The following is a 13,508-nucleotide window of genomic DNA, read 5'->3' as shown; positions in this document are numbered from 1 at the left end:
GCGTTTTTTATCATACTTTTTCGGCTGAAGAGAAGGAAAGGTTCGCTTTCCGGTTTTGAAAATCAACACCTGAGTAGTATTTATCCTTTACAAGTACGTTTGGACCAAGACATTTTACTTGCGGGCAATGGCAGCTTAATGATTTTGCAAGATTGGTTTGGCTCCACTTTTTAAACACATCCGGCAGGGAATCTGTCTGCACATTTCCAAGCGGAGGTGTATCGCCAAAATCAGTGACAATGACATCGCCAGTGAAGATATTGACGTTCAAACGGGAGCGGCCATCCGGATCATTGCGGACAGTTACCTTGTCAGTGTCGTTTAAGCGCTGCAATAAAGCAAGATCTTCAGCGTTTGTCTGGCAGGCATAAAACGGGAGTGTACCAAAAAGCATCCATACAGATGGATTTCGTATGTCTAACAAATGATGAATAGCAGAGCGAATTTCATTCAAAGAAAGAACTTCCAATGATGAAGCGAAATCGGAAGGGTACATAGGATGCACTTCGTGCCGCTGACATTTCATTTCTTCCGTAATCTGCTTATGAATATTCTCTAAGTGAGGCAGTGTTCTTTTGTTAAGCATTGTTTCTGCCGATACCATCACACCAGCTTTGACAAGCTCAGCGCTATTATCGATCATGCGTTTAAACAATGCCTGGCGCTGGATGATGGTAGGTTTTCGTTCCATCATGGCAAAGCCGCCTTCAATAAAATCCTCTTCAGTTCCCCAGTTGTGCGAAATATGAAGCACATCCAAGTAAGGCAAAATCGCATCATATTTACTAAGCTCGATTGTTAAGTTCGAGTTGATCTGTGTGCGCACTCCGCGTTCTCTTGCATAACGAAGCAATGGCACTACATAATTTTCCACTGATTTTTTTGAAAGCATCGGCTCGCCGCCGGTAATGGAAAGAGAGCGCAGATGAGGTATTTCCTCTAGGCGATTCAAAAACAATTGAACCGGCAGCGCGCTAGGATCCTTCGGCTGCAATGTATAGCCGACCGCACAATGCTCACATCTCATATTGCAAAGCACTGTAGTTGTAAATTCTACGTTTGAAAGCGTCATTCCGCCAAATTCTTCTATATCCATATAAGCTTCCCAAGGATCAAAATTCGGTGTAATCGGGGCTAATGGCAAAGTCATTACGTTAACTCCTTTAAAAAAATAATACTCCCTAAATGCGGGGAGAAATCTCTAGTCATTATTAATCGAACACAGCGTTCTGTCAACTAGGCGTTTAATTCCCCTTTTATATGGGAAAAGACAAGCATCATATATTTTTGAGGAGGATCAACAATGGGTAATCAAACTTATTCAGACCAAGAACAGAACAGCAAATTATTAAAAGGCATTCTAATCGGTGGCATGATTGGCGGAGCATTGGCATTGCTTGATTCAACAACTAGAACTAAGGTGAAGAATACAGCAATGGGCATTAAAGAAACATCCAGCAAAATGATTACAGAAGTGAAGGAAAACCCTGGCGAGGTAAAAGATCAAATGGTCAGCCAATTTAAAAATGCTTCTAACACATTAAAAGAAGCGATCAGTGATGCACAAAAGCTATATCAGCGTGTGAACGAAGATATCTTCAGCAACATGGATGTGGTTAAAGAGGTTTCCAACGATGCATTAGAAGTTGCAAAGGATGCTAAAGGTGATATTAAGGATATCGGTTCAAAAGTAAAACAAGCCGGTTCAGAGGTAATGGATCAGCCCGTTTCCACAGGCGGCACTCAAGAAAAATCTGAATTCTATGGCAGCCAGGCAGGTACAGCGTTTCCAGTAAACAATGAGGATCTCACAACAGATCCACAAGAAAATAAGTATTCAAAATAAACGTATGATTATGTAGTTCGCTTCATGCAAACCTCTGCTCCGGCAGAGGTTTTTATGATCAAAGAAGTGTGAAGGGAGACCCCAAAGATGAGCAGAAGAGCAAAGTCATTAACGAGAGAAATGCAGAAAACCTCCCATGAAAGGGAGACAGATACCGGCACAAAAGGAATGGTTGTGACAGCGCATCCAATCGCTAGCGATATTGGCAGAGACGTGTTGGCAAAAGGCGGAAATGCGGTGGACGCTGCTGTGGCGATTCAGTTTGCATTGAATGTCGTTGAACCGATGATGACAGGAATCGGCGGCAGCGGCTTCTTTATGGTCTATCAAAAGAAAGAGGATACAGTGCAAATTTTTAACGGCCATTCAAGAGCTCCAAAAGCAGCTTATGCGAACATGTTTTTAGATGAAAATGAAGAGGTTATTCCATTTAAAGAAAGATCCACACATGCGTCAGCAGTTGGCATTCCCGGCATCCTCAGTGCACTTGATGCTGCCTTAAAAAAATATGGATCGATGCCTCTTGCTGATTTAATTCAGCCATCTATTGATGTGGCTGAAGAAGGGGTGGAAGTCAATTGGGTGTTAAGCAATGCGCTTGAACAGCATGGCCACCGTTTAGGTGAACATGCAAAATCATTCTTCTTCCCTGAAGGAGCTGCCCTCGGTGAAGGTGATCTTCTTGTCAAAGAGAAGCTGGCAAACACTTTTCGCCTGCTCCAGGAAAAAGGCATCAAAGCCTTTTATGAAGGGGAGATTGCTGAAGCGATTGTATCTGAGCTGAAAGAGCAAGGCGGACTAATGGAGCTTGAGGATTTAAAGGAATATTCCGCTACAGTAGATGAGCCTGTCTGGGGCGAATACAGAGGCCATAAAATTGCCAGTGCAGCACCGCCAACAGCAGGAGGCGTCACTATGCTGCAGATTTTGAAGTTTCTCGATACGTTTGATTTATCCAAATATGACATCAAATCAAAAGAAAAATATTATTTATTTTTAGAAGCCATGCGTCTGGCTTTTGCCGATAAAGTAGCTTTTTCAGGTGATCCAGAATTCGCTGAACTTCCGACAGAAGGTTTGCTGGATGATCAATATATAAAAGAACGACTGCAATATATCAATTTTAAAAGAAGGAACGATGCCATCGATTTCGGAAATCCTTGGAAGCTTGAAGATGATCAGAAGCCTCCTGTGAAACAGCCGGATGATATGGAAAAAAGCGAAACCACTCATTTTACCGTTGTCGACCAGTGGGGCAATATCGCAAGCTGTACTTCAACGGTCGAGCATCCATTTGGATCAGGAATCATGGTCAGCGATTATGGTTTTATACTAAATAACGAGCTGACTGACTTTGATGCTAATCCAGGCGGTACTAACGAACCTGGACCAGGGAAGCGTCCTGTCAGCTGTAAATGCCCAACCATTCTATTTAAGGATGGTAAACCTGTCTTGACCCTAGGTTCACCAGGTGGTCCAACCATCATTGCGTCTGTGTTCCAAACGATTGTTCATTATCTTGATTTTGGTGTGAGTATTAAAGATGCCATTGACGAGCCGCGGATATTTGTCACCACCGGCCCATTAGTCGAATGGGAAGGAGAGATGGATCAGAATGCCAAAGGTGAGCTTGAGGCAATGGGCTTTGATTTTGGAGACGAGCCAAGCTCAATAGGCAATGTCCAGGCTATTGTGATTGATGGTGAAAATGGAATTTTACATGGAGCCGCAGATTTCAGCCGGGAAGGAAAAGCAGCCGGCTTAAACGATTAATTGGCGGGCATAATAAAGGGGATATCCATTTGCGTCACAGCTTCTTTTCCTGTACGATTGTTCTGAGATGAAAGGAGAGAGCCCATGGGTAGCCAGATTCAAGATAAAAATTCACAAGTAGTATTTCTGAAACAGCGCCTTAATATGTTTTTAGACGTATTGGATGCCATCGAGCCTGAAAATACAGAACTAGAAGATATTGACCGCTTAATTGATATGATTGACGATTTAGAATCCAAATGCCGTGAATTTAATCATCGCGATATATAGTGTAGAAGGGCTGTCCGTGTTTCGTGCGCGGGCGGCCCTTTTTGGCTGTTTTGTTGCTGTTGGAAGTTTGTTTCAGTTTCGGCGTTTGGCGAATAAATGGCCGTTTTTGGCGGATAAATTGAAATAACGGCGGATAAAAATTTTTTACGGCGGATATCCTGATTACAGGGTGCAAAACCAAGCCAAATTAGAGCTTTTGCGGTGAAAAATTGATCTTTACGAGGACAGGATGCCTCCATGAACCACATTTTAATAAAAATCTTTCTAATTTCCTCGTTTCTGATAAAATACTGGCGCCTCTTCAATGTTTTTCAGCCACACATACTCTTCTCCGTTTACTCCATCCCTTACCCACACATCACCAGGACGGTACACATCACTACTCCGCTTCCAAGTAAGCATATCTCCAACCACCTGCGGATCCAGGTCAAGTTCCCCCTTCATAGGAAAAGAAATTTGCTTTTGGATGCTTGAATGAATATCAATCACATATAAAGCAGTGTACATAGTCGGCACCGGTCCTTCGTTCCACTCCAGATTTTCTTTCGCCCGTGCCACAATTACCTCATTTTGAGAGAACCATTCTAAATCCAAATCAACAAATCCTTCTGGTGTATAAACTTTTTCACTCTTAATAGCAGGCATGTCGGCTATGGCTGTTTTTTTATCCTTTACAAAAAATCGTCCTTCGCCAGATATATAGGCTAATTGATTGGATGCTGGGGCCCATTTAATCCAATTTTTATCCCGTAACATATTACCGATCTTTTGAAATTGTTTCCCTTTACTTGAAAGAACGCATAACGCATTGCTGTCCATAGCAGAAGAAGCATTTGGAATAGCGAGCATACTAACCCAGTTACCATCTGAACTCCATTTAAAATAGTCGATATATATGGCAAAAAAATCTTTTTCATTCTTAATGGTGTGAAATGAATGAATCTTATCTTTGGAGAGATTTGCATCTGCTTCGACTTTATATAACCGGATGGGTCCCCAGCCAGTGGGAAGCAAAGCTGCCTCAGTTGAAACAATTAATTCTTTTCCATTTGGAAACCAATCGAATTTAGTCACACCTAATGAGACATTATTAAAACCACTTGGACGGCCATTTCGCACCTTAGTAATATTCAATACACCGCCATCCAAATAAGCCAGCTGATTTCGTACAGGTGACCATTTAAAGCTAAAAGTATTAACATGAGGATAATGCTGAAAACTCTCTTTTTTCTCCATATCATAAATAAAAAGCTCTGACTTCTCGCCGCTCTCATCTCCATCTGTATAAGCAATAAAGCGGCCATCATAAGACCATTTTGGGGAACGAACATAAGCGTCCTTGGTCAGCTGCACTTCTTTTTCTCCCTGCTTAATCCATAACTGATGATCCCGAATAAATGCAGCTGTAAGCGGGCTCTCCGCACTAGCAATTCCCACCTGAGTGCATAAGAAAATCATTAAGAATAATAACACCCTAATTTTCATAAACAACCCTCCTTACCCAATAAGATGTCCTAAACTATCCAGGCAATGTAGTCAAAATGGCAGATATTCGTAAGCGTATTCAATCCCTTGCACACATAGGAGAACAGGGTATAATAAAAGAGAAAATATTTAGAATTGTAATGGGCAAAACAGGGGAGAAGAGAGAGGGGAAGGCAATAATGAATCTTGAAAAATTACAGCAAAGCATGTATGACTTAGTGGTAGAAACGTCAACAAAGTTGCCAAACGATGTTCGCCGTGCGATTCGAGCTGGAAAAGAAAGAGAAAGCGCTGGAACAAGATCTGCAATGAGCCTGGACACGATCACAAACAATATCAAAATGGCTGACGATAATATCTCGCCAATCTGCCAGGATACCGGACTTCCAACCTTTAAAATCAAAACACCAGTTGGCGTCAATCAGCTTGTGATTAAAGAAGCAATTACGAACGCTGTTGCACTGGCGACGAAAAACAGCAAGCTGCGTCCAAACTCTGTTGATTCCTTAACAGGCGAAAATAGCGGGGACAACCTTGGCGGAGGGACACCTGTCATTAAATTTGAACAATGGGAAAAAGACTATATTGATGCGCGCCTTATTTTAAAAGGAGGCGGCTGTGAAAATAAAAATATCCAATACAGCCTTCCATGTGAGCTGGACGGCCTGGGCCGGGCTGGCCGTGATTTAGACGGCATTCGTAAGTGCATCATGCACTCTGTGTATCAAGCACAAGGACAAGGCTGCAGCGCTGGCTTTATTGGTGTTGGCATCGGCGGAGACCGTTCTTCTGGATATGATCTAGCAAAAGAACAGCTATTCCGTTCTGTTGAAGATGTAAACAAAAACGAAGACCTGCGCAAGCTTGAGGAGTATGTACTTGAAAATGCCAACAAGCTTGGCATCGGCACAATGGGCTTTGGCGGAGAAATCACGCTGTTAGGCTGTAAAGTCGGCGTCATGAACCGTATTCCTGCCAGCTTTTTCGTATCTGTTGCTTATAACTGCTGGGCATTCCGCCGTCTCGGCATCACAATTGATGCAGAAACTGGTGAAATCCAAGATTGGATGTATCAGGATGGAGAACAGATTGATTTTGGCAAAACGGATGCAGAGCAGGAAGTAGCTGCGACTTCAGAGGACAATGCGGTGATTGAATTGCAGGCACCGATTACTGAAGAGAAAATCCGCAGCTTAAAAGTCGGAGATGTCGTCAAAATTAACGGCATGATGTATACCGGCCGCGATGCGATTCACCATCATTTAATGGAGCATGACGCACCGATTGATCTTAACGGACAAATCATCTACCATTGCGGACCTGTTATGATGAAAGATGAAGAAGGCAAATGGCATGTTAAGGCTGCCGGACCAACAACAAGCATCCGTGAAGAACCTTACCAAGGCGATATCATGAAAAAATTCGGCATCCGCGCTGTCATCGGAAAAGGCGGAATGGGACCAAAAACACTTGCGGCGCTTGAAGAACATGGCGGAGTTTACTTAAATGCAATCGGCGGTGCTGCACAATACTATGCAGACTGCATCAAGTCGGTCGAAGGCGTTGACCTCATGAACTTTGGAATTCCAGAAGCCATGTGGCACCTAAAAGTAGAAGGCTTCACAGCCGTTGTCACAATGGACTCTCACGGCAACAGCCTTCATAAAGATGTAGACAAGTCATCCCTTGAAAAACTGGCACAGTTTAAAGAACCTGTTTTTAAATAAAATTATGATCCCCTGCAGGCATTGGTTTGCGGGGGATTTTTATGTGTGAGTGGGGGAGAATAAATTAAACGATGATGTTCTGAATAGCAGAGAAATACACCACTGTAATCCAGATTGTCGTGGAAAGCCAAGAAACACGCCTCTATAAACCAGAAAAAGGAAAATAGTGTCACGAAAAACAGAGAAACACCCTTCTATAATCCAGAAAAAGGTAAACAGTGTCGCGAAAAGCAGAGAAACACCCTTCTATAATCCAAAAAGAGGTAAACAGTGTCGCGAAAAGCAGAGAAACACCCCTCTATAATCCAGAAAAAGGTAAACAGTGTCGCGAAAGGCAGAGAAACACCTCTCTGTAATCCAAAAAAAGGTAAATGGTGTCGCGAAAAGCAGAAAAACACCCCTCTAGAATCCAGAAAAAGGTAAACTGTGTCGCGGAAAGCAGAGAAACACCCCTCTATAAACCAGAAAAAGGAAAATAGTGTCGCGAAAAGCAGAGAAACACCCTTCTATAATCCAAAAAGAGGTAAACAGTGTCGCGAAAAGCAGAGAAACACCCCTCTATAATCCAGAAAAAGGTAAACAGTGTCGCGAAAGGCAGAGAAACACCTCTCTGTAATCCAAAAAAAGGTAAATGGTGTCGCGAAAAGCAGAAAAACACCCCTCTAGAATCCAGAAAAAGGTAAACTGTGTCGCGGAAAGCAGAGAAACACCCCTCTAGAATCCAGAAAAAGGTAAACAGAGTCGCGAAAAGCAGAGAAACACCCCTCAATAGTCCAAAAAAAGGTAAATAATGTCGCGAAAAGCCAAGAACCCACCTCTATAATCTATATAAACTCCCTATTACAGCTAGATCCCATCACAAAGTCACAAATGCACTTAACTACTCTCTTCAACAATTACTCAAAAGCCAACCCAAAATCCACCACCCACAAAGGATACAATTGTCATTAATGTTTCCACCATTTAAACAGAAACTAAGAAAAAATCCTGGAGGAGACAAAGATGTTAAAGAAAAGTATCATTTTCACCTTCATTTTACTATTGTGTACCACCTCAGCCAGCGCGCAGCCGTCAAATAAACCAATCCATTGGGGCTTCAAAAAAGCTTCAAACGAAGTGCCGGCAGAAGCGGGTAAACCGCTTGATGATCTTTTAGAGAAATACGATGCTTTTTATAAGGGTGACACATCGAAAAAGGATATATACTTAACCTTTGATAACGGGTATGAAAATGGCTATACAGCACAAGTTCTTGATGTGCTGAAAAAAGAAAAAGTGCCCGGAGCGTTTTTTATTACAGGACACTACTTAAACACGGCTCCAGATCTGGTAAAAAGAATGGCTGCTGAAGGCCATACGATTGGGAACCATTCTTGGCATCATCCTGATATGACAACTGTCGATCAAGAGCGCTTTACCCGCGAATTAGAAAAAGTCAGAGCAGAAACCGAAAGGCTTACCGGAATGAAAACGATGAACTACTTACGTCCTCCACGCGGCATTTTAAGCGAAAGAACACTAGACCTAGCCAAAAAACAAGGATATACACATGTTTTATGGTCATTAGCTTTTATTGACTGGAAGACGGATCAGCAAAAAGGTGCGCAATACGCATACGACAATATCATGAAACAAATCCATCCAGGCTGTATTCTCCTGCTTCATACTGTTTCAAAGGACAATGCCGAAGCACTGGAAAAAGCGATTCAAGATTTAAAGAAACGCGGCTATACATTTAAAAGTATTGACGATTTAATGTGGTCGCGAGAAATCAGCAGCCCAATGCTATACTGATAAAAGATCGAATCCAGCTCTGCTTCTGACTGGATTCGATCTTTTTGTTATAATGCAGGTAAAAGAACAAGGACGGGGAAATATGGATATACTGACAGTAGAAGGACCATATAATTTCGATTTAGTTCTAAGCAGATTAGCGCTTGATCCGCTGCATGTTGTTGATATGGAGAAAAGATTTGTAAAAGTCCCTCTTTTAATCGACAAAACCCCAGTTGTCGCAACAGTCCAAGCGGTTGGAACAACAAATGAACCAAAATTCAAAATTTCAGGAATTGAAGAACCGTATCAAAAACAAGCCCAACAGCGAATCGCTGCTATTTTTGGGTGGGATATTAAGCTTGCTCCAATTCATGATTTTTTTATTAAAACTGACTTGAAAGAGATTTTTACAGATCACCGTGGAACACCGCTGTTCCTAGAGTTCGATCCATACAGCTCACTCATGAAACTTATCATCCATCAGCAGGTTAACCTAAAATTCGCCTATACATTAACCGAAAGATTTGTACGCAAATTTGGTTTTGAAAAAGATGGTGTCCCCTTTTATCCACTCCCAGAAACGGTAGCACAGCTAACCGTCGAAGAACTCCGGGAACTTCAGTTTAGCGGACGAAAAGCAGAGTATGTGATCGGTATTGGAAAGGCTGCAACCGAAGGATATTTACAATATGAAGAGCTAAAGAACATGTCTGATGAGGAAATTTATGATACACTAATCAAATTGCGGGGAGTTGGTCCGTGGACCGTTCAGAATTTCCTGATGTTTGGACTCGGCAGACCGAACCTTTTCCCCACGGCAGATATTGGCATACAAAATGCCCTCAAAAAATTATATGATTTACCAGTAAAGCCAACCCAGGAAGAAATGCAAATATACGCCCAGCATTGGGAGCCATACTTAAGCTATGCTTCACTCTATTTATGGAGAAGCATCGAATAAATTGGAGTGATATCAATGACTCAAAACCAAACAGCTCAGTTAAAATTAGGACAAACCTTTCCGCTGACAATTAAACGACTTGGCATCAATGGAGAAGGAGTCGGCTACTTTAAAAAACAAGTTGTCTTCGTTCCAGGCGCTCTTCCAGGCGAAGAAGTTGTCGTTGAAGCGACAAAGGTACATCCGAAATTTTCAGAAGGTAAAATAAAAAAAGTACGCAAAAAGTCTCAGCATCGCGTTGTGCCGCCTTGTCCGGTCTATGACCAGTGCGGAGGATGCCAGCTGCAGCATCTGGAATACACCCAGCAGCTCAAGGAAAAACGCGATATCGTCATTCAATCATTAGAACGCCATTCAAGATTGAAGGTTGAAGATTTAAATATAAAACAAACCATTGGCATGGACAATCCATGGAGCTACCGGAATAAAAGCTCATTCCAAGTAGGAACACAAAACGGCAAAGTGCTTGCAGGACTATACGGACTGAACTCCCACAAACTCATCAACATCGAGCAATGTGCCGTTCAGCATCCACAAACAAATGCGGCTGTCGAAACAGTCAAACAAGTGCTTCAGGATCTGCAAATTCCGATTTACCATGAAAAAACAAGAAAAGGAATCGTCCGTACAATTGTCGCCCGTGTCGGCATCCAAACTGGCGAACTGCAAATCGTCCTGATCACAGCTAAAAAAGAACTGCCCAAAAAGGCATTAATAATAGAAAAAATTAAAAGCAGACTGCCAGAAGTCAAATCCATCATTCAAAACATTAACGGACAAAAAACGTCGCTAATCTTTGGGGAAGAAACGTTCAACCTCGACGGCAGTGCTTTCATTCAAGAAACATTAGGCGATCTGCAATTTGAATTATCAGCAAGAACCTTCTTCCAGCTAAACCCTGAGCAAACCGTAAAGCTTTATGATGAAGTCAAAAAAGCGGCCGCACTAACGGGTAAAGAAAAAGTCGCTGATGCATATTGTGGTGTTGGAACAATCGGTTTATGGGTTGCTGACGGAGCGTCAGAAATCCGCGGGATGGATATCATTCCAGAATCCATTCAAGATGCGAAGAAAAATGCGAAACGTCATGGCATCAAGCATGCCAAATACGTTACCGGCAAAGCGGAAGAACTGCTTCCAAAATGGGTAAAAGAAGGCTGGAAACCGGATGTCATCATCGTAGATCCGCCAAGAACAGGACTCGATCGCGCGCTAATCCAGACCATTCTTAACGTGAAACCAAAGAAAGTGGTTTATGTTTCATGTAATCCATCTACGCTTGCGAAGGATATTGATGTATTAAGCAAGAAGTATAAGATTGAAATGATTCAGCCGGTGGATATGTTTCCGCAGACTTCTCATGTTGAGGTAGTGACGGAGTTAAAATTAAAATAAAAATCAGGCAAGAGTCTAGTGGCTCTTGCCTTTATCTATTTTAGGAATGCTAACCCAAATGCATAATCGCTCAATACATAGTAGATTAAAAATCCTCACTTAATCCACATTAAACGAAGTACTTGAAGATTCTCCTTTTTTTATATTCAAGGACAACACCATACTCCCCAATAGAGGCCACTTTAAGGATCTAACCTACTGTCCCAATCTTCATCTTCCGATTCTTCCGCTGAATTTACTCTAGTAGTTTTTATAATTTGTTTTTTTAAAAGTTAGATTAACAAAAATGATGTATATTCTCTTGTAAGATATGAAATAAGTGATATTCAATTAGTGCATTTTATGTATGAAAATTCATTTTAATAAGATGCTGTAAGCGTATGAGAGTTGATTAAAATTTTTATATTTATTCAAAATAGCTTATTGCATTCCATCTTTATATCCCATATAATCTAAATTTAAAGTGGTTTAATAAATTTAACCATTTTATATTTATACATAAATTATGTATATTTATTAATAAGGAGGAATATTTATGGAACACATGGGCTGGATATCAATACTTCCCCCAATTATTGCAATCATTCTTGCCATCATAACAAAGAACGTTGTAGTGTCTCTGTTTTCTGGTGCTTTTATTGGGGTACTCATTCTAGTCGGAGGGAATCCTCTTGAGGCAACGACAGTGACGATCGGAAACTACTTATTTACTCTTGCCGCGGATGGCTACAATGCAGCTATTATTGTTTTATTATTTTTTATTGGCGGATTTGTAGGACTTATGGAAAAGTCGGGCGGTGGAGCCGCTCTTGCAGCGAATACGATTAAATTTATTAATACGAAGGCAAAAGCACAGATTTCGGCCTGGTTCGGAGGAATTATCATCTTCTTCTCCGATTTGGGTACGCCACTTATTGTTGGACCAGTTTTTGAAAAGATCTTTGATAAGGCAAAGATTTCTAGAGAGAAGCTAGCGTGGATTATTGATTCAACGTCTTCACCAGTCGCTGTGTTAATTCCTTTTATTGGATGGGGCGTATACATTATGGGTCTTATTCAAAAGGAATATGAAGCATTAAATATTACGACATCTGAATTTACCACCTTGGTCCAGGTTATACCTTTTCAGTTTTATGCAATATTGGCAGTAGCACTTGTGCCGTTAATTGCTCTTACGAAGTTAGATTTTGGGCCAATGGCAAAAGCTGAGCGCAGAGTTCAAACTTCGGGCGAATTGTACTGGCCAACTTCTAAGCCATTAAGAAGAGCTGAGAATGCTGAAGAAGGAACGGAACATCGGCATGCGATATTAATTTGGCTGCCACTATTAGTGTTATTTGTTACTCTATTCGCTTTACTGATTTCATATGGGTTCCCATTTGAGCCAGTGGCAGGAAATGATTTTAGAATTGCTTTAACTACTGCCTATTTATTTGCTGCTATTACGATTATTATCTTAATGCTTGTATATAAGTTGAAGAAATTCAGTGATATTTTTAATATCTATACAACAGGGATGCAAAAGATGGTTTATGTTGCCGTTACGTTAATCCTGGCTTGGTCGCTTGGTCAGGTAATGAAGGAAATGGGTACGGCTAGCTTTATTGTTGAAGCTATGAATGGAAATGTGCCTGCATTTATAATCCCAGCCGTTCTATTTTTAGTCGGTGTTTTAATGTCTCTTGCATCAGGATCTTCATGGGGCACATATGCTATTATGCTTCCAATCGCTATCCCGATGGCTGTGGCACTTGACGCATATTTATTAGTTTGCATCGGTGCTGTTCTTTCAGGCGGAATCATGGGAGACCATAGTTCACCAATATCAGATACAACGATTTTATCGTCGACTGGAGCTGGTGCAGACCATATCGATCATGTGAAAACACAATTGCCTTATGCACTTCTTAATGCTTCAATTGCGTTTGTTGGCTATATTGTTGCTGGGATCACAGGTAGTGCATTTACTTTAGTATTAGTGTTTGCCTTACTCATTTTATCTATTTTTGTTTTATCTAAGGTTCATAGAAAGAAGTATGAGCAATCTGAGGGAATTGGAATATAATTATTACGATTTATTTTAAAATTTTTTGCAGCAGATAGCAGAATAGTTTAAGGATCAATCATATGATTGGTCCTTTTTTGTGTGAGTAAAAGTTTATCAGTCCTAAACCATATTCATTTGACTAACGAAATAAAATAACTTATGATTATCACAATCAATCACTTAAAAGCATAAAAGCTTTAAAGTGATAAAGTATTTATAAAACTATTA

At 41.1% G+C, this 13,508-nt stretch carries 10 protein-coding genes; 8 read left to right on the top strand and 2 right to left on the bottom strand.

The window, feature by feature from the left end:
• Window positions 1-10: 10 nt before the first annotated feature.
• Window positions 11-1,150, bottom strand: a complete 1,140-nt coding sequence (yfkAB, locus tag A6754_RS18930; protein ID WP_066449526.1) for a radical SAM/CxCxxxxC motif protein YfkAB — start codon at window positions 1,148-1,150, stop codon at window positions 11-13.
• 153 nt (window positions 1,151-1,303) lie between these two features.
• Here yfkAB and A6754_RS18925 point away from each other — a divergent pair, with 153 nt between their 5' ends.
• The 3 genes from A6754_RS18925 to A6754_RS18915 all read left to right on the top strand — a co-directional run bounded on the left by A6754_RS18925 (window position 1,304) and on the right by A6754_RS18915 (window position 3,889).
• Window positions 1,304-1,846: a hypothetical protein gene (locus A6754_RS18925; RefSeq protein ID WP_066449523.1), complete on the top strand. Its 543-nt coding sequence runs from the start codon at window positions 1,304-1,306 to the stop codon at window positions 1,844-1,846.
• Between the two features lie 87 nt (window positions 1,847-1,933).
• Window positions 1,934-3,619: a gamma-glutamyltransferase gene (gene ggt, locus A6754_RS18920; RefSeq protein WP_066449521.1), complete on the top strand. Its 1,686-nt coding sequence runs from the start codon at window positions 1,934-1,936 to the stop codon at window positions 3,617-3,619.
• 84 nt (window positions 3,620-3,703) lie between these two features.
• Window positions 3,704-3,889 (top strand): SE1561 family protein, encoded by a 186-nt coding sequence (locus A6754_RS18915; protein ID WP_066449516.1) that lies wholly within the window; start codon window positions 3,704-3,706, stop codon window positions 3,887-3,889.
• Between the two features lie 264 nt (window positions 3,890-4,153).
• On the opposite strand, the gene A6754_RS18910 is transcribed toward A6754_RS18915, so the two are convergent.
• Window positions 4,154-5,374, bottom strand: coding sequence for a TolB family protein (locus A6754_RS18910; RefSeq protein WP_066449514.1), 1,221 nt, complete (start codon window positions 5,372-5,374; stop codon window positions 4,154-4,156).
• 179 nt (window positions 5,375-5,553) lie between these two features.
• Here A6754_RS18910 and A6754_RS18905 point away from each other — a divergent pair, with 179 nt between their 5' ends.
• The 5 genes from A6754_RS18905 to A6754_RS18885 all read left to right on the top strand — a co-directional run bounded on the left by A6754_RS18905 (window position 5,554) and on the right by A6754_RS18885 (window position 13,298).
• A complete protein-coding gene (locus A6754_RS18905) occupies window positions 5,554-7,101 on the top strand; it encodes a fumarate hydratase (RefSeq protein ID WP_066449509.1) in 1,548 nt (515 codons plus the stop codon).
• A gap of 1,002 nt (window positions 7,102-8,103) precedes the next feature.
• Window positions 8,104-8,895, top strand: coding sequence for a delta-lactam-biosynthetic de-N-acetylase (pdaA, locus tag A6754_RS18900; protein WP_082851747.1), 792 nt, complete (start codon window positions 8,104-8,106; stop codon window positions 8,893-8,895).
• Between the two features lie 82 nt (window positions 8,896-8,977).
• Window positions 8,978-9,838, top strand: a complete 861-nt coding sequence (locus A6754_RS18895; protein ID WP_066449506.1) for a DNA-3-methyladenine glycosylase family protein — start codon at window positions 8,978-8,980, stop codon at window positions 9,836-9,838.
• A gap of 15 nt (window positions 9,839-9,853) precedes the next feature.
• The gene (gene rlmD / locus A6754_RS18890) at window positions 9,854-11,233 is read left to right on the top strand and encodes a 23S rRNA (uracil(1939)-C(5))-methyltransferase RlmD (protein ID WP_066449504.1); all 1,380 of its coding nucleotides are present in this window, start codon (window positions 9,854-9,856) and stop codon (window positions 11,231-11,233) included.
• 535 nt (window positions 11,234-11,768) lie between these two features.
• Window positions 11,769-13,298: a Na+/H+ antiporter NhaC family protein gene (locus tag A6754_RS18885; protein ID WP_066449501.1), complete on the top strand. Its 1,530-nt coding sequence runs from the start codon at window positions 11,769-11,771 to the stop codon at window positions 13,296-13,298.
• Window positions 13,299-13,508 lie beyond the last annotated feature (210 nt).

This window comes from Cytobacillus gottheilii (genome assembly GCF_001636345.1).
Taxonomy (GTDB): Bacteria; Bacillota; Bacilli; order Bacillales; family Cytobacillaceae; genus Cytobacillus; species Cytobacillus gottheilii.
The sequence above is the reverse complement of the archived record's forward strand: the minus strand, read 5'-3'. Positions and strand labels throughout refer to the sequence as shown.

Coding starts and splice junctions, on each gene's coding strand:
- yfkAB (WP_066449526.1), bottom strand. CDS start 1,150: ATGACTTTGCCATTAGCCCCGATTACACCGAATTTTGATCCTTGGGAA.
- ggt (WP_066449521.1), top strand. CDS start 1,934: ATGAGCAGAAGAGCAAAGTCATTAACGAGAGAAATGCAGAAAACCTCC.
- A6754_RS18910 (WP_066449514.1), bottom strand. CDS start 5,374: ATGAAAATTAGGGTGTTATTATTCTTAATGATTTTCTTATGCACTCAG.
- A6754_RS18905 (WP_066449509.1), top strand. CDS start 5,554: ATGAATCTTGAAAAATTACAGCAAAGCATGTATGACTTAGTGGTAGAA.
- pdaA (WP_082851747.1), top strand. CDS start 8,104: ATGTTAAAGAAAAGTATCATTTTCACCTTCATTTTACTATTGTGTACC.
- rlmD (WP_066449504.1), top strand. CDS start 9,854: ATGACTCAAAACCAAACAGCTCAGTTAAAATTAGGACAAACCTTTCCG.
- A6754_RS18915 (WP_066449516.1), top strand. CDS start 3,704: ATGGGTAGCCAGATTCAAGATAAAAATTCACAAGTAGTATTTCTGAAA.
- A6754_RS18925 (WP_066449523.1), top strand. CDS start 1,304: ATGGGTAATCAAACTTATTCAGACCAAGAACAGAACAGCAAATTATTA.
- A6754_RS18895 (WP_066449506.1), top strand. CDS start 8,978: ATGGATATACTGACAGTAGAAGGACCATATAATTTCGATTTAGTTCTA.
- A6754_RS18885 (WP_066449501.1), top strand. CDS start 11,769: ATGGAACACATGGGCTGGATATCAATACTTCCCCCAATTATTGCAATC.